Raw genomic sequence first — 22,182 nt, 5'->3', positions numbered from 1 at the left:
CCCGCGCTTCCAGGCAGTGTCCGGACCGACTCAGGATGCTGCGACGTCGGATGTGCGGTACGGCAGCATCAGGGTGTCTCGGATGCTGGTGGACACGAACAGCTGGTCCCAGGTGCCGCCGCCCTTGGACTCGTGTAGGCGGGGCTTGGCGTAGATCTCCTTCTGGATGCCGTCGGTGCGCTCCAGGTCGGCCAGCGCCTGCCAGTCGTCGAGGCTGCGCAGGTGGATCAGCCAGTAGATGTGGTCCTGGCGGCCGAAGGTCTCTTCGTAGAGCAGGATCGTGACGCGGCCGGCCAGCTCGCGGTTGACGTACTCCTGCCAGTCGAACCCGAACAGCCGGCCCTCTTTGCGGTACTCGTATTTCACGTCTGCCTCGCGCAGGACCACGGCGCCGGCGTTCGCGGAGTTCAGCTGGACGTCGAAGGGCTGGGCGCTTTGATGGCGTGCCGAGGGGGCGAAGTTCTGCGCCTCGGTGGCGTCGCCGTCGCCCTCGGCTTCGCCGTGGCGCAGGTGCAGGCCGTGCTGTGGGACGAGGATCCGCTCGGCGAAGCTGCGCGGGGTGAACATCTTCTCCCAGTTGCCGTGGCCCTTCTCCGGGAGGCGGTCGACGACGGAGATGTCCTGGAACTTCTCGTCGTGGTCGACCATCTCCAGCAGCTCGCCGTACTGGTTCGGGGAGCGCATGTGGATGAGCCAGTGCATCCGGTCGCGGACGCCGAACACTTCCTCGTAGGCGAAGGTGGTCGCGATGCCGACCTGGTTGTCGTTCACGTACTTCAGCAGATCGACGCTGTAGCCGCGGCCTTCGCGGGCGAACTCGTACTCGAGCTGGCCGACGCGGTAGATGATCATGCCGGCGTTGCCGGAGTGCAGGAGCTGCTCGGGCGGGAGGCCGGTCTGCTGCTGGGCCTGGACTATCGGCGCTGTCGCAGTCGGCGATGTCGGCGCGGTCTGCGCGGTCGGCCGGTCAGATCGGGACGAATCAGTGCTATCGGCTGTCATCGTCATGGAATATTTCTATTCCTTTCCTACAGGGAGGAGCTGCTCACGATTGAGCGGATGCACCTATCGCTGCGGCGGCCTTGGCGACGTCTGAGCGGATGGCGGCGAGGACCTCGGCGGGGCGTCCGCGGTGGTAGAAGTGGCCGCCGCGGAAGACGCGCAGGGTGAAGGCGCCGGAGGTGGTGTGGCGCCACGCCGCCATCTCCTCGACGTCGACTTCGGGGTCTGTGTCGCCGACGAGCGCCGAGACGGGGAAGCGCAGGGGTGGGCCGGGGGTGTGCTCGTAGGTCTCGTTGAGTTCGAAGTCGGCGCGCAGGGCGGGGAGGAAGAGGCGGTAGACGTCGGGCTGGACCAGGACTTCTTCGGGCATGCCGCCGAGCTGGGTCACCGCGTTCAGGAACTCTGGTTCGGGGAGTGCGTGCAGCGGTTGCCGGCGTGCCGGTAGTTGGGGTGCGCGGCGGCCTGAGGCGATCAGGCACAGCGGTGGTCGCAGGGGTGAGCGCAGCGATGACTGAAGCGGGTCGGCGTCCAGGGCGCGGGCGGTTTCGTAGGCGAGCATGGCGCCCATGCTGTGGCCGAACAGGGCGTAGGGGCGGTCCAGGAACGGTTCGAGGGCGGCTACGAGGGCGGGGATCAGGTCGGCGGTGCGGGTGTGGGGGCGCTCGCGCAGGCGTGCCTCGCGGCCGGGGAGGATGACGGGGCAGACGTCGATGTCGGGGAGCAGGGCTTGGCGCCAGGCGTGGAAGAACGCGGCGCCGCCGCCGGCGTGGGCGAAGCACAGGAGGCGGACGGGGGCGCGGCCGGTGGTCGCGGCGGCGCCGAGCCAGGCGGGGGGCATTAGGCGACCCGGCCTCTCGCGCTGACACGCCCATAGTTCTCGGGCTTCATTTCGCGCCCCGAATGATGATGTGCGCCAGCGAGCCGGTCGCTCCCAGGGCGTTGATCAAGGCGCGAGGTGGTGCAGCCGGGTCGGTGTGCGGCGGCCAGGGTTCTATGGCGTCCACGACGCGCAGCGCCTTCGGGTCCCAGCTGATCAGCGGGCTGCGATGGGACGCCAGCAAGGTCGGCGCGAGGCGGCCGTGCCGCAGTTGCAGGACCACCTTCGCCAGCTGCGACATGCCGGAGGCGGATTCCAGGTGCCCGAGGTTCGGTTTGACCGTGCCGAACGCGACCGGCCGCGCACGGTCGGCGAACACCCGGCCCAGCGCCTCGATCTCGGCGGCGTCGGCGAGCGCGGCACCGGCCGCGGCGCACTCGACGTAGTCGATGTCGGCGGCGGTGAGGCCGGCCGCGGCCAGGGCGTGGCGCAGCGAGCCGGTCAGCGCGCCGGCGTCGGGGGCGCCGAAGCGGGGCGCCGTGCCGAGGTGTCCGGTCCAGGAGCCTTCGATGACGGCGTGGACCAGATCGCGATCCTCGGCCGCGGCATCGGCCGGGCGCAGGAGCACCGCAGCGACACCCTCAGCCGGAGTCCAGCCGGGCGCTTCGCCGTCGAAAGCACCCTCGGCCTCCTTGCGCCCAAGCAAGTCCAAGCCGGACAGCAGCGCCAGGTGGTAGGGATGCGCGATGAGGTTGACCCCGGCCACCACCGCCGCCGCGCACTCGCCAAGCCGAATGCTCTGCACAGCCAAGTGCAACGCGGTGAGTGAGGAGGAACACGACGTGTCGACCGCGACGCTGGGCCCGGTGAAGCCGAAGGCATGGCTGACACGATTCGGCAGATCCGAGGCAATGCCGGACTGCGCAGCAGTACCGTCGACACGCCAGGCATCAGCACCCGCAAGCTGGAAATCAGGCCACATCGAACCGACGAACACCCCGACCCGCCCGAGATCGGCGAGCGCATCGGTACGCCCCGCGTCCTCGACGCAGCGCCACACAGCCTCCAGCACCTGCCGCGCCTGCGGATCGAGCCCGGCGGCTTCGCTGGGCGCGATGCGGAAGCGCAGGGCATCGAAGGACTCGATGTCGGACAGGAAACCGCCGCGCACCTGGGGCAAACCGAGCGCCGCAGCACGGCGGGCATCGAGCGGGGCGACAGCGCTGCGGCCGGCGGACAGGTTGCGCCACAGGGTGTCGAGGTCGTCGGCGCCCGGGAGGCGCGCGGCCATGCCGACGATGGCGATGGCGGTGCGGGGGGTCGTCGCAGCAGGGATGTCGAAGACGGCGGGCGCGACGGCGGCGGATGCGGCGGATGCGGCGGATGTCCGAGGAGCGGCGGCAGGCACGGAAGGTGCGGGGGGCGCGGCAGGCGCGGCGGGCGCGACGACCGCGGATGCGGTGGATGTCCGGGCAGCGGCGGCAGGTGCGGCGGGACTGGCAAGTGCGGTGGGCTCGGCAGGTGCGGCGAAGACGGCGGGTGCAGTGAGAGATGCGGCGGTATGAGCAGCGGCGACGTCGGCGGGTGCTGCGGCAGCAGGGGGCGCGGCGGTAGCGAGCGTGGCGACAGCAGGCGTGGTGAGGGCAGCGGACGCGGGTGCTGCGGCAGCGGGTGCGGCAGCGATGCCGGGTGCGGCGATGGTAGAGCGTGCATGTGCTGCGGCAGCGGGTGCGATGCCGGGTGTAGCGGGTGCGGCAGCGATGCCGAATGCGGAGGGTGCAGCGAGTGTGGGAGTCGGTGTGAGTGCGGCAGGAGTGGGCGCGGCGAGGGTAGTGGGTGCGGGTACTGCGGCAGTGGGTGTGAGTGCGGCGGCGGCAGCGGAGTGGTGGGTTGTCGGCGCCTCGGCCGATGCCGTTGCCGTTGCCTCATATGGGGGGCGTGGACCGTTTGGTGAGGTGGTCGGGCGGGTGACTGGGCCGCCTAGGAATGACAGGAGGAGTTGGTGTTCTGGGTCGAGGGCTAGGTCGGCGCGGGTGGGTTCTTCGGCTAGGGCTCCGATGGGGCAGAGGCCTGGGCCGGCTGCTGCTTGGCCGGTCATGAGGAGTTGCGCTATGTGGCCGGCTTCTATTGCTAGGTAGCGGGTGCTGTCGGTGCCGTATAGGGGCTCTATGCCGCGGGTTTGGCCGACTAGGTGGAGTTCGAAGGCGGCGCGGTCGTGGATTTCGCGGTTGTAGAAGAAGTGCGTGCGTCGGTTGGCTGACGGCGTCGCGTTCACGAGCCGTAGTCCGTGCTCGCTCGGCTGGTAGTAGTAGACGCCGGCTGGCAGTCCTGCGACCCGGTCCGCGAACGTCCGCACGTACACCTGCACCGCGTAGGTGTCTCCGGCTGATGGGTACAGATAGCGGTCGCGCTCGCCGTCGGTCCAGGGTCGAAGGAGGCTGAGAAGGTGGCCCAGCTCGGTAAGTGGCAAGGGCTCGGCCAGGAAGTCTCGGCGCGAGGAGCGCCATAGGTACCAGTCCTTGGTGATGCGGACATCTGGTAGCTCGACTAGGGGAGCCTGCACTGAACGCAGGTTCGCGTGGCCGTCGTGGAAGGCGGCTCGCGATGCTGGATCGAAGAAGTCGACATGGATAGTGGTGCTGGCTGGCTCGATGTCATGCAGTTGGGTGTCTGAGGGTGAGGGATCTTCGGGCTCTGTTGGTGGCTCGGAGCCAGCGACGGCTTGGGCGATCCCCTCGACCGTCGGCTCGGACAGCAGCGTGGACACCGCGATCCGCCGGCCGAACCGCTCCTGCAGCATCCCGGAGACCCGCACCATCGTGAACGACGTGGCTCCCTGATCCCACAGGTCCGCATCGGTCTCGATCCGCTCGACGCCGAGCAGCTCGGCGAACAGCGCGGCTACTTCCCCGACCACCTGCGCTGCTGCCCCAGTAGGTGCGGCAGGCGCGGCAGGCGCGGCGGGCTCAGGCGCAACAGCACCCGCAGTCGGCACCGGCCAGGGCAGCGCATCGCGATCGAGCTTGCCGTTGGACGTCGCGGGGAACCGGTCCACGAACCCGACGACGTTCGGCACCATGTAGTCCGGCAGCGCCTGCGCCGCATACTGACGCAGCTCCGGAACCGAAGGCGCGGCGCCGCCTTCCGGCACCACATACGCGACCACGCGCCGGTCCCCCGCGTCATCCGGCCGCGCGACCACCACGACGTCCGCCACCCCGGCATGGCTCCGCAGCCGGTGCTCGATCTCGCCGAGCTCGACCCGGAAGCCGCGGATCTTGACCTGCCCGTCCTGCCGCCCCCGGAATTCCAATACCCCGTCCGGGAAATACGCCGCCCGATCCCCAGTCCGATACATGAGCTCCGACGGCTCAGCGGCATGCGGATCCAGCACGAACCGCTCTGCCGTCAGGTCCGGACGCCCGACGTACCCGGAGCTCAGGCAAGCACCGGCAATGAAAAGGTCGCCCTCCACCCCCGGCGCGCACGGCTCCAACCGCTCGTCGAGCACGTAATACCGGCAGTTGTCGATCGGGCGGCCGTACGGAATGCTCCGCCAGTCCGGATCCACCGTCGCGACCGGGAAGTAGTTCGACCAGATCGTGGCCTCCGTCGCCCCGCCGAGGCTGACCAGCTGCGCGGAAGGAAACGCTGCGGTCAGCCGCGCCGGAAGCGGCAACGGCGTGTAGTCGCCGCTGAGAAAAACCAGCCGCAGCTTCGACGCCGCAGCCGTCCCGGGCTCCGGGAACAACGGCGCCAGCTGCGCCAGCGTGGTCGGCGCCGAGTTCCAGAACGTGATCGGCTCGGTGAGCAGCACCTCCAGCAGCAACGCAGGGTCCTTCTGCTGTACCTCGTCCGCGATATAGACGCCCGCGCCCCGGCCCAGCAGACCGAGCAGATCGAACGCCGACAGGTCGAACCCGAGCGAGGTGACGCTCAGCCCCACATCAGAACTGTCGAACCCGTACATCCGATGACACCACGCGAACAAGTTGTGCAACGGCCGATGCGTGACGACCACGCCCTTGGGCCGACCGGTGCTCCCAGAGGTGTAGATGATGTAGGCGGCGTCGTCGACCCCATTCACGGGCTCAGGATTCTGATCCGTCGCCGCCGAGTCGGACACAGAGCCAAGATCCAGCATCGCCACACCCGCCGGCGGCGCCACCGGCAGCACGCCCCCAGCGGTGAGCACCACCGACGCCCCGCTCTCGGCCAGCATCCCGGCTGCCCGCTCACCCGGCAGGCTCGGCTCGATCGGCAGGTAAGCGCCGCCAGCCTTCAGCACGCCGTAGACCCCCGCCACCATCTCCGGACCGCGTCCCACGCAAATCCCGGCCACGCTCCCCGCACCGACCCCGAGTCCACGCAACTCAGCTGCGATCGCGTTGGCACGCCGGTTAAGCTCCCGGTACGTCAGCGACCCGTCACGCCAACGCAAGGCGATCGCGCCCGGCCGCAACCGCGCCTGTTCCTCGAACGCCAAGTGGATCGGGCCCTCGGCGCGATGAGGGCGATCGGTGGCGTTGAAGTCGAAGAGGATGCGGCGACGCTCGGACGGATCGAGGCCGGCGGCGTCCACGTCGTCCTGACCGTCCGCCAACGCTCGCAGCGACCGCAGGTAGGACGCGAACACCCGCTCCACCACGCCGGGCGCGAAATCAGCCTCGACCACATCCCAGAACACACGCAGCTCGTCGTCTCCGCACTCCATCGCGATGCAGTCCATGGACACGTCCGGCGTACACGTCGCCCACGGACCGGACGTCACACCCTCCGGCAACGGCTGCCCAGCCAGCTCCAGCAGCCCGGTGATCACGACCGGATATCCGGCGTGCCCGGTCTTGCGCCGCCGCAGCGCCGCGCGCCGGATCTCCGCCAGCCCGCTGACCGCGTCGCACTGCGCGTCGGCGTCGATGACGGCCTGGTTCGCCGCCGCCTGCTCCCACACTCCGGTGTCGCGAAGATGCTCGACCCAGCTCAGCGCCGTGTACTCCCCCGGCCGCCACGCGGCGAACTGCTCGCTCCAGCGCACCAGCGGCACGGCGAACGGCTCGTCGAAGACCTCGGCGAGGGCGCGCGTCAGGGCACTGACTATCACCGCGTCGGGGCTCAAGCCCTGCTGCCGGACCCGCTCCCGCAAACCCGGCCAGCCACTGACGCTGGCAACGTGCCGCACCCGAGAGCGCTCTCCGCCGCGCGCCTGGGCCATCGGCAGCCTCGGACCCGGCGGAAGCGCCTGCGCACGCTCGCGCCAATGCGCTTTCCACTCCGGGAGTTGCTCCGAACTCAGCTGTTCCTGTTGCCAGGCCTCGTAAGACTCATACGGCTCGGTATGCTCCGCACGCGCCTCCGGCTCGGCGTAGCGACGGAAAAGTTCGCGCATCAAAAAATGCACGCTGCGTCCGTCGCAGACGATGAGATCCACGGTCAGATGGACCCGCGCGGATCCGGCGGCGCTCCGTGTCACTCGCAGGTCGAACCGCGGCCACCGGCCCAGCGGGAACGCGCGCGACACCAGATCGTGGCCGTATTCGAGGCCTGAGTCGGCGTCGAGGTCCACGACCGGGACGAGCCAACCCGCCGGGGCGCTTTCCCGCACGAACAACCGACCGTCGGCGGTGACCTCGGTCCGCAGCACCTCGTACTGCGCGATCATCCCGGCCCACGCGTCCTGAAGGCGCGCCAGATCCAGGTCCTCGACGTCGAAGGCGTGGTACACCTGGCAGCCGTCCCAGGGACCGGAGCCGGAGGCCGCAGCGACGTAGTACGCCTGCTGCAATTCGTTCAGCGGCCGGAAGACCCCGTGCTCGGCCTTCGGCGCGCATGCGATCATCAGAGTATTGACGAACGCGGCGAACCCCACCTCTGCCACGCCGACGGCCGTCGCCTCGGAGACGTCCCAGCGCAGCCGCAGCTCACCGTTCGCCTCCCACATTTGAGCGTCGATCGCGACGTCAGAAGTCTGACTCAAGGCGTACGACACGGACTGCGCGAAGCCGTCGCTCGGGCTCGGACGGGAATCGTCGAGCAAGCTGGTGAAGACCACAGGCAGCACAGCGTCGCGCACCCGAAGGGTCCGCAGCGCCTCGATCCCAGAGACTAGCGAGTGGTCCAGGTCCTCCCACAGACGGCGGCCGACCGTGCGCGCCACTTCGTCGAGCCCGAGTCCGTTCAGGTCGTCGACCACGAACACGCAGGTGGAGGTGAAGGGCCCGACGACCTCCTGAGCGGCAGCGGGGAGTCGGCCGCGCTGGTTGGTCGTGAGCACCAGGCTGAAAGGCCCGCCCGGACGGTGTCGCGCGAAGACGTCGGCGAAGACGCCCACCACGAACGCGGTCGGCGTCACGCCGATGCCGGCAGCCCGCTCCCGCACTGCTGCCCACTGCTGCGCGTCGAGCCCGGCGCTCAGCGGTCGACGACGTGCGCCCCGCGCTCCGGCCGGGACGGTGCGCGACGGCTGCGGATCAGCCAATACCGCAGGACCCTGCGGCAGGTCGGCGAGCCGGTCACGCCAGTACGCGAGGTCCGCCTCCCACGCCGGGCTGTTCAGTTGCTCCTGCAGGGCAAGGACGCAATCTCGCGCCTCGAGCTCGGCAGGTTTGAGCACTGCGTCAGGGTTCTCATACACCTGCCACCACTGTTCCAGCAGCAGGTCCAGCCCCCGGCCGTCGGTCACCATCGCGTCGATGCTCAGATGCACGACGTCCGAGCGGCCCGGCCGCCGTGACACCGCGATGGCGAACGGCGGCCGAAGCCCGGCTGGATAGTGTCGGTGCGAGAGATCCCCACGTACGTCCAAGAAATCCTTGTCCCCGGCAAGGTCGTGGACAAGGAGGTCCCATGCCGGAGCGTCGGGCGCCACTTGCTGCCGACCGTCCGCGGTGACCACCGAACGCAGGATGCTGTTGTGCTCCACGACTCGTTGCCAGGCGGCGCGAAGCCGGTCGGCATCGACGTCCTCGATGTCGAATTCCCGATAGATATGGCAGCCGACGGGGTCTGCCGTCAGCTCTGGGAGGCGCCCTGCGAGGTAGGCCTGCTGCACGGCGGTGAGCGCGAACGGCTCGTGCCGGGCGGCGGGGTCGGGGCGGACGGCTGCCGGACGTCCACCCCCGCCCCCGCCTGCTTGCTGCCGCCCGATCACGAGTGCCGCGATGTCGTCGACGGCGTGACATCGACCCAGGTCCGCCATCGAGACCTCGACCTCGAACTCCGCGAGGAGTTCGAGCACCAGCCGGGTCACGGCCAGCGAATCCAGCCCGAGATCCCGCAGGTCCCGGCCGTTCCCGAGCATCTCCGCGCGGTCGGGCACGATGCCCTCGAGGATGCGGCGGACGCTGCCGGCCACCTCGTCGGCCGAACCCGGATCGGTGTCGGAACCCGCGTCTTCGGCGGTGCTCACAGTGCTCGAAGTGCCCACAGAGTCCACGTCGCTTCCGTCGCTTCCGTCAGAGCCGCTGGGATCGGAGCCGCTTGGCCTCAGAGCCGCTACAAAGCGGCGGTTTCCAGGTAGTCGGCGAGCCCGTTTTCGTCGACCACCAAGAACGCGCCGGGATGCCGCGAGACCAGGCCGGCCTCGGCGAACCGCTTGAGGAAGTAGCCGACCCGTGAGCGTGTGGTGCCCACCATGTCGGACAGCTCCTCCTGGGTGATGCGCTGCTCGATGCTGGTTCCGGTGGAGTGCCGCTTGCCGATCTTGTCGGCGAGCGTGAGCAGCACCGCGGCCAGGCGGCGCTCGCTGTCCATGGTCACCAGGTTGGTGATGATCTGCTGCTGTTCGGACACTCGCAGGGCCAGGTAGGCCAGGAACGCCTCCAGCAGGTCCTGGTCGGCCAGCGCGGCGCGGAACCGGCCGGACCTGATGCGCCGTAAGATCGTGGGCCGCATGGCCGTGGCGGTCTCCAAGCGGCCGGCAGAGGCCTGACACAGCTCGCCGAAGACATCGCCGGGTGCGTATATCGACAGCAGGCATTGTTTTCCGTCTCGGGAGAAGGTGACTGTCTTCACCTGTCCGGTCTCGATCATGTAGACGTCGTCGTCGTGGTCTCCGCAGTTGAAGACGTGGCCGCCGCGCGGTATCCGGATCGTGGTGGCGACTCCGGAGTCGTCTTCCACGAGTCCGCGCAACCGTTGGGCGAATCGGCTCGACGCCATGCAATATCTGTCCACTCGACATTCCCTCATTCCTGCGGGCATCCGAATTCGTGTTCACACGTGCGGTTCGAGGTCACCGATGGGAAGGGTTCACGTCAGATTTCTCGGCCATGAAGCGCGAAGCGGTGTCGATCAGGTCGGGGGGGCCTTGGAACAGGGATATGTGGTCGCCGTGGGGGACCACGTGCAGCCGTGCGTCGGGCAACGCGGCGGCTACATAACGGGAGCCATCGGGATGCGCGGTGGTGTCGTCCTCGCTGGTGACCACCAGCGTGGGCTGCACGACCGCGGACAGCTCCGGGCGTACGTCGGTCTCCATGATCGCGCCGTTGAGAAGGCAGTAGCGGAACAGGAGATCAGGGCTCGCATAGGGATACAGGACCAGGTGCGCCAACTCCGGTGGGGTCGAGGCCGCTATCGAGCGGCACAGCACCGCGTGCACCCCGGCCGCGCTGACCTTGGCGCGGGTCGCCATGGTCATCAGAGCCTGCAGGTTGCGTTGGTGCTCGGTTTTACGGGCTTGGTCTCCGAGTTCGAAATCGCCGTGCCACAGACTCAGGGAACTGATCCGGTCCGGGTGCGCGGCGGCGGCGGTGATCGCGATCACCGCTCCCCCGCACAGTCCCATGACGTGGGCCTGGTCGAGCTCGAAGGCGTCCATGACGGCGATCAGGTCGTCGGCTTGCGCGGGCACGCCGGTGGCTCCGGCGAAGTCCTCGCAGCCGCAGAACAGTCCGCGGCTCTCCCATGTCAGGACTCGATGATCGCGGGCGAGCCGCCGGATCCAGACTTCGGCCAGCCGGGCCGGCATGCCGCACGCTGAGGCGATGACCACCGCCGGGGCGTCGGGATCGCCAGCGGCGTAGGCGCGGACGCCGACACCATCGGGACCTCGCACCGTCCGCTGCTCACAGAAGGAGTCGAAGTCGGCGCTGACCGCCTCGTCCACGACCCGGTCCACGTCCGGCAGATCGTCGGAGGACAGCACGGCCAGCGCCGCACCCGAGTCGGCCAGACCCAGCCGCCGGCCGGCCGCCGCCCCGAACGGATCCAGGTCCGACTCCGGGGAGCGGACCAGTTCCAGCGCCGGGGCGCCGAGGCGTCCGCACACTCGGTCCACGATCGTCTGGAGCCCGCGTACCGCGCCGCGGGCTCCGCCGGGCACCGCGACGCGGACGGGGGCGTCGAGCCGATCGATCATCGGCCTCAGGGAGAGCACCGCCGCGGCCAACTCGGCGACCGCGGTTCTCGCCTGCCCGTTCAACACTCCGTCCACCTCCCGTCCCCGAGCGACGTGCCGGCCCGCGCCGAGCGCGGCGCCGGTGGCCTCACCATTGCGTGAAGCGGTGTCCGCGCGTGGTCTGGCGGGCGAGATGGTTGTGTCCGTACCCGTCCGTCCCAGCCACCAAAACCGCGCCATAGCGGTCTAGTTCGACCCGCCCGCCGTATTCCTCGATGGCGTCAGTGTCCGGATATACGGATACTGATGTGGGCACGTAGCGCGAGGCGAAACCCAGGCGCGGCTCGGCGCCCTCGCCGCCGCTGTGCGGCCAGGAGGCGTGCATCAGGGTGGACCAGAACAGCACCGCCTGACCCGGGCGCATGATGAGGGAGACGGCTTGGGACTCGTCGGGTTTCCAGTCCGGGTCCTTCTGGAGCTGGCGGTAGTCGTAGCCGAAGAAGCCGCGCCGGACGCCGTCCTTGGCCGTGGTGTTGATCGACTCCGGGTCGTAGTGCATCCGCTTGGTCTCGTCGTACATCATCTGCTGGTGCGAGCCGGGGATGAACTGCAGCGCGCCGGTGGCCTCCGTCGCCTCGGTGAAGGCGGTCCACACGGTGATGGTCCCGCCGAACTCCTTGTACTCGTCCGGCCACACGATCTGCGGTTTGCCGGAGGCGTTGGCGAAGGTGTCGGCCTGGTGCCAGTCGGTGCCCTCGTCGCCGGGGTACTTGGGGAAGAACTCGGTGCGCCAGCACAGGACGTCCGGGCCCAGGACGCTGACCACGCGGTCGACGATCTGCGGCCGGCCGATGTGGTCGGCGAGGAAGTCCATGTCCAGGTGGCGGTCGTAGTTGGCGATGTTGGTGTTGCCGGACAACGCCTCGGTGCCGTAGACGGCGTGCGAGCGGTCCATCATGGCCAGGCGCTCGCGCCGCCAGGTGGCGCGCATCTCCTCGGGGTCGTAGACGTCGAAGGGTCCGAAGTACCCCTGGCGCCGGAAGGTGTCGAGTTCCTCAGGGGTGAGGCTGAAGCTGCCTCGCCCGCTTCCGGCTCCGGTTCCGGGCGGCGTCTCAGTGGGCTGCGTCGGCGCGTCGGTCTCGGTCATGTTCTCCTCCTTTACACAGCGCTCGGAGCGCTGGGGTCCAGGGCCGCCGCCGCGGCGGCGGCCAGTCGGGTGATGGAGGCGATCTCGCCGAGCTCGGCGCCGGTCAGGGCGATGCCCAGCTCGTCGTTGACGCCCGCGACGATCCGCACGAAGGCCAGCGAGGTGGCGCCGAGGTCGAACAGGTCCAGGTCCCTCGCCAGCGCGCCGCGGTCCAGCACCGCCTCAGCGATCCGGGCGACCTGGTCGGCGAGCGCGGAGGCGTCCGGGGCGCCGGCGCCCGGTTCCCGGTCGCGCAGCAGGGCTCGGTCGACTTTGCCGTTCGAAGTCATCGGCAACTCCTTGAGCAGCTCGTAGGTGGAGGGACGGAGATGGGCCGGAAGGCGTCCGGCCGCGTAGGCGCGCAGGTCCTCGGCGAGACGGTCCGCGGCCGGACCCGCGGCGTCGGCCGCGCGCGCCGGCCGTACGTGGGCGACCAGCCGCACGTCGCCGTCCCCGTAGTCCCGGGGCGCGACCACGGCGGCCGCCACCGCCGGGTGGCCGGCCAGGGTGGACTCGATCTCGAAGGGCTCGATCCGGAAGCCGCGGACCTTGATCTGGTCGTCGACGCGGCCGAGCACTTCCAGGTCTCCGGAGGCGGTCCGGACCGCCAGGTCGCCGGAGCGGTAGGCGCGCACGCCGTCCGAGTCGACGGCGAAGCGTTCGGCGGTGAGCTCGGGGCGGTTCAGGTAGCCGCGGGCGACGCCGGGTCCGGCGACCCAGATCTGGCCGGGGCGGCCGGCGGGGACCGGGGCGCCGTCGGGGTCGTGCAGGGTCACGCGCAGGTCCGGGATCGGGACGCCGATCGGGCTGCGTTCGGGGTGGTCCAGGTCGGCGGCGGTGAGCCGGCGGTAGGTGACGTGGACCGTGGTCTCGGTGATGCCGTACATGTTCACCAGCTGCGGCTGGTCGGTTCCGAAGCGGTCGATCCAGGGGCGCAGCAGGGCCGGGTTCAGACGTTCGCCGCCGAAGACGACGAGGCGTAGGGCGGACAGGTCTGGGTCCGGGCTGCCTTGGCGGGAGCTTGTGTCGCAGACTGCTGCGATAAGTTGCCGGAAAGCTGACGGGGTCTGGCTCAGGATGCTGACTCGCTCGGCGGCTAGGAGGGCCGCGAATCCGGCGGGGACCCGTGTCGCCGAGGCGGGGACCACGACCAGGCGGCCGCCGTGCAGCAGCGCGCCGAAGATCTCCCATACTGAGAAGTCGAAGCTGGCCGAATGGAACCACGTCCAGACGTCCCGGTCGTCGAACTCGAACCACGGGGAGGTCTGGGCGAACAATCGCAGGACATTGCCATGCTCGACGGCGACGCCTTTCGGGGCGCCGGTCGAGCCGGAGGTGTAGATCACGTAGGCCAGGTCATCGGCGGCGGCCGGGGAGCCGGGTGCGAAGTCTTCGGCGCCGGGGACGGGCTCGGGGTCGTCGTCCACCACCGCCAAGCCGGCGGTGGCGAGGCGCTCGGCGACGGGACCGGAGCCCACAACGATCTTCGCGCCGGAGTCGGCGAGCAGGTAGTCGACGCGCTCGGCGGGGTAGGCCGGGTCCAGCGGCAGGTAGGCGCCGCCGGCGGCGAGGATGCCGAGCAGGCCGGCGATCAGGCCGACGCCGCGTTCGCAGGACAGGCCGACCAGGGTGTCCGGGCCGACACCGCGGGCCCGCAGGGCGGCGGCGACGCGTCGGGCGCGGGCGTCGAGGCCGGCGTAGGTCACCTGGTCGGCGCCGGAAACCACGGCGATGGATTCCGGCGAACGCTGTACATGTTCAGCGAAGGCCACGTAGAGTGATTCAAACATTTTCGTTCCGATCGACTGTCGGGAGAAGTACCGGTAGTCGTTGGGGATCATCGACGGACCAGGCCAGGCACGGATCAGAGTTTTGCGATCCGGGGTGCGCAGAGCCGGTTCGTGTCGTTGCCGCCGCCGAGGCTAGCGATGCCTCGACATGCCTTGCTGCTCACTGTTGAGCACGGTTTGTCGCGCTCGCGCCGACGATTCCGCCCGATGCCTGAGTCTCTGCCGCGAACCGCGCTCCGACCAGGCGTTCTTCCAGACACCGCGCCGCCCCGGCCATCAGCTCGCGCGCGATGACGTCGACGTGTCGTGTACGCCAATCCGACAACGCACCCCCGGCCGCCCAGGCATTGAAGGCGCCCATCGCCGGGCCGCAGTGAATCTGGAAATTGACTCGCTCGGCGGTCTCGCCCCGGATCGCGGCTTCCGTGGAGTACCGGAAGTACCACCGCATGACCCAGGCGGCTCTGCGGCGCGGATCGCGTTGTGCACGCTCTAGTTCCGCGGGATGGCGCTCGGCGAGATAGACCGAGGTTTCCTTCCAGATTTGGTCGAAGGAGCGCCCGAAGTAGTCCTGCTCGACGGTCTTCCGTGTCGCGTCGTCGATGTCTTCCAGGGAGCCGAATTGGCGCCAGAGTTGGTAGAGCTTGTTCGCGCGCGCGGCGAACAGCGTGCCCTTGCGCACGACCTGCACCTTGGCGCCGAGCTCGAACATGTCGCCGGCCGGGGCGTAGGCGGTGTCCTGGACGCCGATGGCGGCGAGCAGATCCTTGACGGCGTCAGAGGTTCCGGCTTCAGGAGAGCACTGATTCACCGAGCCGGTCACGACGAAATCGACGCCCAGGACGAAGACGGCGGCTAGTGCTTCGGGCGTCCCGAGACCGCCTGCTGCGCCGAGGCGCACGCGGCCGGGATAGCCGTGGCGCGCGGTCTCGCGGTCGCGGAGGCGGAGCATGGCCGGGATGAGGGTGAGCGCGGCGCCGGCGTCGGTGTGGCCGCCGGAGTCGGACTCGACGCAGATGTCGTCGCTGACGGGGAGCTCGGCGGCGACGGCGGCTTCGGCGGCGGTGAGGGCGCCGTCGGCGACCACGCGGTCGAGCAGCGCGGGTGGCGGCGGGCTGAGGAAGGCGGCGGCCACCTCGGGTCGGGAGACCTTGGCGACGATGCGGTTGCGCACGATCGGCTGGCCGTCGCGGTCCCGGTGAGCGCCGGTGAAGCGGTAGCGGATCAGGGGCGCGGTGACGCGCGTGTAAGCGGCGGCCTCGACGTGGCGGACGCCTTCGCGGAGGTAGAGGTCGACGACGGCGGCTTCGAGGGCGGGATCGTCGGGAGTGCAGAGCAGGTTCATGCCGAATCGGCCGTCGGGACCGAGCTCGCGGCGCAGGGTGCGGATCGCCGCCTCGACCTCGGACAGGGGCAGGCCGCCGGCGCCGAAGAAGCCCATGAGACCGGCGCCACCCATGCGGATGACGAGATCGGTGGAGGCGATGCCGTGGTACATCGCACCGGCCAGGTAGGCGTATTCGACGCCGTAGTCGCGGCGGAAGGCGGCGCTGCCGAGGTCTTGGGGGCGCCAGGTGGGGGGTGGGGCGGGATGAGGCGCGGGCGTTAGGGGCGGCGCGGCGGCTGGTTTTGGTTGCGGCGCTTGGGCGGTCGGAGCGGGGTGCAGCGTGGGTGCGGCGGGCAGGCGGGCTGAGGCAGCAGCCTGATTCGGTGGCGGACCCGGTGGCTGCGGCGCTTGGGCAGTCGGAGCGGGGTGCGGCGTGGGTGCGGCGGGCGGGCGCGGCGAGGCAATAGCCTGATTCGAGAGCAAATTCGGCGCGGCGATCGGTTCGGATTGCGGCGATGCGGACTGCGGCGTGGCGGTCGGTACGAATCGCGGTGCTGGCGCGGCGCTCTGGCTCTCTGGCAACGTCTTGGGCTCGTAGGCTCGGCGATTGGCCCGCCACAGTCCGCGCAACACGGTCCCGGGTCCTACCTCGACCACGTCGGTCACGCCGCGGTCCATCAGGGCTCGCATGCTCTCTGTCCAGCGGACCGGTCGGCGGATCTGTTGGACCAGCAGTTCCCTGAGTGTGCCGGGTTGGTGGGGTTCGGCTGTCACGTTCGAGATGACTGGCGTTGTCGGATCGCGGAGGTCGAAGCCGTCGAGGAAGGTGCTGAATTCCTCGGCTGCGGCGGACATTGCGCGTGAGTGGAATGGGGCGCTGACCGCTAGGGGGACCCAGCGTCCACCTTGGCTTTCGACGTGGGGGGCGAAGGATGCCAGGCGGTTGGTCGGGCCTGATAGCACCACCTGGTCTGGGGCGTTGTCGTTCGCTATGTCGAGGTCGTCGTAGCCGTGTGTGGACAGCAGGTCGGTGATCTGGGCGGCGATCGGGCCCAGGGCTGCGGCCATGCCGCCTCCGCGTGCGCGGCCCATCAGGGCGCCGCGTTCGTGGACGAGGCGGACGCCGGTTTCGAAGTCGAAGCAGCCGGCGGCGAACAGGGCTGCGTATTCGCCGAGGCTGTGGCCTGCCAGCCAGGCCGGCGGGCTGTCGTCGGCGCGGTTCAGGAAGTCCAGTGCCTCCACCACGAACAGTGCCGGTTGGGAGTAGCGGGTGTCGCGCAGGCGGCCGTCGGGGTCGGTGAGACAGAGCTCTGTGATGCTGTATCCGAGGACCGCGTCCGCGATCGCCACGAGGTCGGGGCGGGCCGCGAACAGTGGCTCCCCCATCCCCTTCTTCTGCGAGCCCTGACCTGGGAACAGCCAGGCTTCCATGCGCGCCGCCTCCCTCGCCTCGTGGATCGCTTCGTGCCCGTCCGGGCTCCGTGCCGTGCCCCGTCGCCTGAGGTCAGTCATCCTCGACCAGGTCCAGCGCCCCCGCCGGGCACGCGGCGACCGCGTGCCGGATCTGCTTGCGCAGCTGGGGGTCGGCGGAGGTGAAGCCCTCGCGCAGCAGGACGGTGCCGTCGGCGTCGTCCTGGTCGAAGACCGCCGGGGCGATGCGTGCGCACTCCCCCGCCGCTATGCAGTCCTCGCGGCTCACCATCACCAGCGGCGCGCGGGCTGGGCCGGGGTCCTGGATGTCCTGCATGACTTCCTCCTGGAGATACTCATGACGCGTGGACAGGGGCGCAGCGCCGCGCTCAGCGGCGCCACGCGGGTGAACGGCGGTTCGGCCATCCGGTCCTGGCGGCCAGGCAGCTGGGAGGTCAGGACCTCGGCCCACGGCGGGAGCGGGTCCGGCCACGAAGGGGGTCGGTACCGGGCCGAGCGCGCCCGGGTCACGCGCAGTCGTCGCCTGAGTCACCCGTTCAGCATCGGTTCGCGCTGATGAGGCCGTCTGCTCAAACGTGCGCCGTTTAGCCTCACCCGGAGGGGCAATACTGCGCGCGTTGTCGTGCGACGGACCGTCACATGGGCTAGGTTTCTGTCACGTACGCTCCGTCAAGCTGCGATTTACGAAGGGTGAGGCTTTGACGAAGTACGTGGCCATGCTTCGCGGCATCAACGTCGCGGGCAACACCAGGGTCAAGATGGACGACCTGCGCCGGATGTTCACCGACATGGGGAACACCGACGTCCAGACCTACCTCCAGAGCGGGAACGTGATCTTCTCCAGCAGCCAGCGCGGTGCGCGCAAGCTGGAGACCGCGATCGAGGAGGCCATCGCCGCGGAGCTGGATCTGCAGATCGCCGTGCTGGTCCGCACCCACCCCGACCTGGCGAAGATCCTCACCGCCAACCCCTACCTGGACCGGGAGACCGATCTGACGAAGCTGCCGGTGACCTTCCTGGCGGACAAGCCGGATGCGGACAAGGTCGCCGCGCTGGAGGTGCCGTCCGGCGAGAGTGCGGTGTGCACCGTGGTCGGCCGCGAGGTCTACCTGCACTGTCCGAACGGCTACGGCCGCACCAAGCTGAACAACGCCTTCCTGGAGCGCAAGCTCGGGGTCAAGGCCACCACCCGCAACTGGAAGTCGGTCACGACGCTGCACGACATGTCAGCGTCCTGATCCGGGGTGTCCGGGCCGGCGTCCGGACGCTCAACAGTGGGCAGCGCCACGGGCGCCGCGTCAGTCACCTTAGGTTGGCGCCTCAGACCGCCCGGCACGCCGCCCCGCACGCACAGACGTCATCGATCCACCACCGATCACGACACACAGCCACCACCACGGCCCGAACCCAAGGAGCTGACATGACAACCCAGGGCACCGGCACTTACCAGGTCACCGGCTGGGACGAGAAGCCCTACGACGAGCAGGAGGGCGCCGTCAAGATCACCATGGCGAGCATCGACAACTCCTTCACCGGGGTCATCGAGGGCGCCGGGCACGTGCGCACCGTCATGGTCTACCCGGCCGACGACGCCGCGAACTTCACCGGTCTGCAGCGCGTCACCGGCACGGTCGGCGGGCGCAAGGGCTCCTTCGTGCTCCAGGCCGTCGGGTCCTGGACCGACGGCGTGGCGCGCGCCGACTGGCACGTGGTGCCGGGGTCGGCGACCGGCGAGCTGGCGGGCCTGTCCGGGACCGGCGGCTACGTCTCCGGCGAGAACGGCGCCTGCGACTACACGCTGGACTACGACTTCAGCTGACGCTTCGCGCCGGCCATGACGAAGGCGCCCGGACCATCGCGGTCCGGGCGCCTTCGTCGTTCGCCGTTCGCCGTTCGTCAAGGCAAGCGAGACAAGCGCGGCGAGCAGAGGTACAGGTCAGGTCGCGTACATCCCCCAGTGCTGCGGCGTCAGGCCGACGTCGACCATCGTCCCGGGCAGGAACATCCGGGCCCAGGTACCGCCGCCCTTCTCCGCGGCGATACGCGGCTCGAAGTACAGGTCGCGGACCTTCTCGTTCTTCACATGCAGTTCCAGCACGCGGTAGTAGGACCTGATGTCCTTGAGGTGGATCAGCCAGTGCAGGCGGTCGGCGGTGCCGAACGCCTCCTCGTAGACGAAGACCGTGGCCTCGCCGGGGAGGTTCTCGTTGATGGACTCGGCGGCCTCGCGGGCGAACTTGCGGCCCTCGGAGCGGAAGTCGTAGTCGATCATGGCGCTGCGGTGCAGGATGATGCCGGCGTTGCCGGAGTGCAGGATCTGCTCCTGCGGCAGCGCCACCTGCTCGCGGGCGCCGGGCAGGCCGCTGATCGGGCCGTCGGTTTGGTAGACCGTGCTCTCCTTCTCCAGCCTGCCGTCGACCTCGGTGCCGTACATGCCCCAGAACTGCGGGATGAGCACGGTCTCGTGCATGCCGCCGTCGACGAAGATCTTGTCCCAGGCGCCGCCGCCCTGCTCGGCCGCGATCTGCTCGGCCGTCAGGGTGCTGCGGTACTCCTCGTCGCGGGTGCCCATCTGGACCAGGGTCTCGTAGGCGGCCAGCGACTCCAGGTGGATGAAGAAGTGCATCAGGTCCTTGGTGCCGAAGGTCTCCTCGTAGACGAAGACCGTGGCCACGCCCTGCTGCGTGGTGTTGATGTACTCGGCCAGGCCGCGGGCGAACTTGCGGCCCTCGGAGCGGTAGCCGTTCTTCAGCTGCGCCGTGCGCTCCACGATGACCCCGGCGTTTCCGGAGTTCAGCAGTTTGTCCGGCGGCACCGAGGTCTGGTGCTGGGCCGGCGGGATGGCGGGAAGCCCCTCGGTCATAGTCACTCCCATCATTGGTCGCACTTGTCGCCGTCGAGAATCGACAGCCTCGACGGTATTGCCGGTGTTCGCGCCGTGATGCTCACAAATACGCGTTTCACCATTCGACCGGGAGCGCGTGCACTCCGTAGACGAACATGTCGTTGCGGAACGGCACGTCGTCCACCGGCACCGCCAGGCGCAGCCCCGGGATCCGGCGCAGCAGGGTGGACCAGGCGGCCATCAGCTGCGCGCGGGCCAACACTTGGCCGACGCACTGGTGCAGGCCGAAGCCGAAGGACAGGTGGTCGACGAACTCGCGGTCCAGGTCCAGCCGGTCCGGGTCGGGGAACACCGACTCGTCGCGGTTGGCCGCGGCCAGGGAGACGAGCACGCCCTCGCCCTTGCGGATGAGCTGGCCGGCGACCTCGACGTCCTCGGTGGCGGCGCGCCGCGCGCCGTAGTCGGTGACGGTCTGGTGGCGCACCAGTTCCTCCACCGCCGCCGGCAGCTTGGCGGGATCGGCGGCCAGCGCCGCCCACCGCCCCGGCTCGGCCAGCAGGGCGACGGTGCCCACGGCGATCTGGTTGGCGACGGTCTCGTAGCCGGCCACCATCAGCAAGGTGGCGATGCCGACCACCTCCTCGCGGCTGAGCCCGGCCTCGGCGCGGCGCCGGCTCATCCGGCCGAGCAGGTCGTCGGGGAGGTCGGCCTCCTTGCCGGCGATCAGCTCGTCGAGGTAGGCGCGCAGGTCGTTGCGCACCTTCATCCGGGTCTGCCCGTCGACGTGGACGTCGCCCATGACCTTGGTGGTCTGGTGGAAGAACTCACGGTCCTGATACGGCACGCCCAGCAGGTCGGTGATGACCTGCGAGGGCAGCGGGAGGGCGAACTCCTCCACCAGGTCGGTGGGCGTGGGACCGGCCAGCAGGCGGTCGGTGAGCTGCTCGACGTGGCCGGCGATCACCGGTTCCAGCTCCTTGACCCGGGCCCGCACCAGTTCGGGAATCAGGGCCCTGCGCAGCCGGGTGTGGTCCGGCGGGTCCATGCGGATGAAGGTCCCCGGTCCCGGCGGCTGGGCCGTCAGCCGGGCCGGGAAGCCGGGGGTGGCGAAGTCGGAGCTGAACCGGGGATCGGCCAGCACTGTCTTGGCGTCCTCGTAGCGGGTGATCAGCCAGACCACGCTGCCGTCGAAGTCCAGGCGGACGCGGGAGACCGGCTGCGCGGCCCGCAGCCGGCCCAGGTCCGCGGCCGGGTCCAGCGGGCAGGTGCGCGGCATCGGGTAGGAGGGGGCGAGGGTTTCGGCATCGATGTCCGACATGTCTGCCAGCATCGCCCGCCCGCCCGGTGCGGTCTGCTCAAAGCTGAGCGCGGCGCTCGTCGGTCTTGGCCAAGCCCTTCGGCGCCGAGGCGATCTGCTTGACCAGGTACTCGGCGTCGGTCTTGACCCACCAGATGAGCCCGGAACCATACGAGTACTGACACTGCATGCCCAGGAAGTACAGGCCCTCGGCGTCGGTGACGCCGCGGTAGTGGTCCGGCATGCCGATCTCGTTCAGGACCGGCGCGTCGATCCACGAGTAGTCCCAACGGAATCCGGTCGCCCAGACCACCGCGTCGAAGTCCTGCTTGGTCCCGTCCTCGAAGTGGACGGTGCGCCCGCCAGCGTCGACCGCGCGCGGCGCCAGGCGCATCCCGGTCCGCTTGGCGATCTTCTCCAGGCTCGGACCGACCAGGATGGTCTTCTTGTGCAGCCGGTCACGCTCGCCCTGCAACGGCTTGCCGATGATCCCGAACTTGTCGCCCCACCAGTGCAGGCCCTTGAACAGGAACTTGCGGCCGAAGTGCGGCAGCGGCGAGCCCTGGGCCAGGACCACGGTATGCGTCCGGGTCAGCTCGGCGGCGATCTGCGCGCCGGAGTTCGCCGCGCCGACGACCAGGACCGTGCGGCCCGGGATCGAGCGGGGATTGGTGTAGCTGCCGGTGTGGACCTGGTGGACGTCCTCGTCGAGCTTTTCGGCCAGGGCGGGGCGGAACTGGACGCGGAAGGCGCCGGTGGCGACGATGACGTGGTCGGCGGTGTACGTCCCCTGATTCGTCGCGAGCTCATAGCCGCCTTCGGCGCGCGGTTCCAGGGCCGTGACGGAGGTCTCCAGTTGGACCGGGAGCTGATGCTTGCCGGCGTAGCTCTCGATGTAGTCGGCCATCTCGTCCTTGGTCGGGAAGCGTCCCCGACGCCCCGGGAAGCGCTGCCCGGGCAGTTCGCAGTACTGCGCGATGGTGAACAGCTCCAGCGAGTCCCACCGGGACCGCCACGACTGCCCGACCCGAGTGCCGGCGTCCAGGATGAGGAACGGGATTCCGGCCTTCTTCAAGTAGTACCCGGCGACCAATCCGCTCTGGCCACCGCCGATCACGATCACGCGCGAGTGTTCCGCCATCGTCAACGG

At 69.6% G+C, this 22,182-nt stretch carries 13 protein-coding genes and 3 pseudogenes; 2 read left to right on the top strand and 14 right to left on the bottom strand.

Annotated features, from left to right (window positions below; genetic code table 11):
• Positions 1-30: 30 nt before the first annotated feature.
• The 11 genes and pseudogenes from CACI_RS12935 to CACI_RS12895 form a co-directional block, all read right to left on the bottom strand.
• Positions 31-1,008, bottom strand: coding sequence for a DUF6039 family protein (locus CACI_RS12935; protein WP_012786805.1), 978 nt, complete (start codon positions 1,006-1,008; stop codon positions 31-33).
• A gap of 37 nt (positions 1,009-1,045) precedes the next feature.
• On the bottom strand, positions 1,046-1,840 hold the full coding sequence (locus tag CACI_RS12930; RefSeq protein ID WP_012786804.1) for a thioesterase II family protein: 795 nt from the start codon (positions 1,838-1,840) through the stop codon (positions 1,046-1,048).
• 46 nt (positions 1,841-1,886) lie between these two features.
• Positions 1,887-4,712, bottom strand: a pseudogene (locus CACI_RS54160) (beta-ketoacyl synthase N-terminal-like domain-containing protein); the annotation flags it as partial.
• Positions 4,713-4,853: 141 nt separating this feature from the next.
• Positions 4,854-6,287, bottom strand: a pseudogene (locus tag CACI_RS54155) (non-ribosomal peptide synthetase); the annotation flags it as partial.
• 726 nt (positions 6,288-7,013) lie between these two features.
• Positions 7,014-9,170 (bottom strand): annotated as a pseudogene (locus CACI_RS54150) (condensation domain-containing protein); the annotation flags it as partial.
• A gap of 140 nt (positions 9,171-9,310) precedes the next feature.
• Positions 9,311-9,976, bottom strand: a complete 666-nt coding sequence (locus tag CACI_RS12920) for a Crp/Fnr family transcriptional regulator (RefSeq protein WP_012786802.1) — start codon at positions 9,974-9,976, stop codon at positions 9,311-9,313.
• Positions 9,977-10,049: 73 nt separating this feature from the next.
• A complete protein-coding gene (locus tag CACI_RS12915; RefSeq protein WP_012786801.1) occupies positions 10,050-11,243 on the bottom strand; it encodes an alpha/beta fold hydrolase in 1,194 nt (397 codons plus the stop codon).
• A 61-nt stretch (positions 11,244-11,304) separates the two neighbouring features.
• Positions 11,305-12,303: a chlorinating enzyme gene (locus CACI_RS12910; protein ID WP_012786800.1), complete on the bottom strand. Its 999-nt coding sequence runs from the start codon at positions 12,301-12,303 to the stop codon at positions 11,305-11,307.
• Between the two features lie 11 nt (positions 12,304-12,314).
• Positions 12,315-14,132 (bottom strand): amino acid adenylation domain-containing protein, encoded by a 1,818-nt coding sequence (locus CACI_RS12905; RefSeq protein WP_041541654.1) that lies wholly within the window; start codon positions 14,130-14,132, stop codon positions 12,315-12,317.
• Between the two features lie 160 nt (positions 14,133-14,292).
• Positions 14,293-16,890, bottom strand: coding sequence for an ACP S-malonyltransferase (gene fabD, locus CACI_RS12900; protein WP_012786798.1), 2,598 nt, complete (start codon positions 16,888-16,890; stop codon positions 14,293-14,295).
• A gap of 73 nt (positions 16,891-16,963) precedes the next feature.
• Positions 16,964-17,206 (bottom strand): ferredoxin, encoded by a 243-nt coding sequence (locus CACI_RS12895; protein WP_012786797.1) that lies wholly within the window; start codon positions 17,204-17,206, stop codon positions 16,964-16,966.
• A gap of 382 nt (positions 17,207-17,588) precedes the next feature.
• Between CACI_RS12895 and CACI_RS12890 the strand changes: the two genes are divergently transcribed.
• Entirely contained in the window at positions 17,589-18,128 is a 540-nt protein-coding gene (locus tag CACI_RS12890) for a DUF1697 domain-containing protein (RefSeq protein WP_012786796.1), read from the top strand.
• Positions 18,129-18,310: 182 nt separating this feature from the next.
• Positions 18,311-18,709, top strand: coding sequence for a DUF3224 domain-containing protein (locus CACI_RS12885; protein ID WP_012786795.1), 399 nt, complete (start codon positions 18,311-18,313; stop codon positions 18,707-18,709).
• Positions 18,710-18,826: 117 nt separating this feature from the next.
• On the opposite strand, the gene CACI_RS12880 is transcribed toward CACI_RS12885, so the two are convergent.
• From CACI_RS12880 to CACI_RS12870, 3 genes are all read right to left on the bottom strand, one after another.
• Positions 18,827-19,753, bottom strand: a complete 927-nt coding sequence (locus CACI_RS12880) for a DUF6039 family protein (RefSeq protein ID WP_012786794.1) — start codon at positions 19,751-19,753, stop codon at positions 18,827-18,829.
• Between the two features lie 97 nt (positions 19,754-19,850).
• Positions 19,851-21,053 (bottom strand): cytochrome P450, encoded by a 1,203-nt coding sequence (locus tag CACI_RS12875; RefSeq protein ID WP_041541650.1) that lies wholly within the window; start codon positions 21,051-21,053, stop codon positions 19,851-19,853.
• A gap of 37 nt (positions 21,054-21,090) precedes the next feature.
• Complete coding sequence (locus CACI_RS12870; RefSeq protein ID WP_012786792.1) at positions 21,091-22,173, bottom strand: flavin-containing monooxygenase; 1,083 nt, start codon at positions 22,171-22,173, stop codon at positions 21,091-21,093.
• Positions 22,174-22,182: the final 9 nt, after the last annotated feature.

The sequence above is a fragment of the Catenulispora acidiphila DSM 44928 genome, assembly GCF_000024025.1.
In the GTDB taxonomy this organism is placed as follows: Bacteria; Actinomycetota; Actinomycetes; order Streptomycetales; family Catenulisporaceae; genus Catenulispora; species Catenulispora acidiphila.
This window is presented reverse-complemented; position numbering and strand designations above follow the sequence as displayed.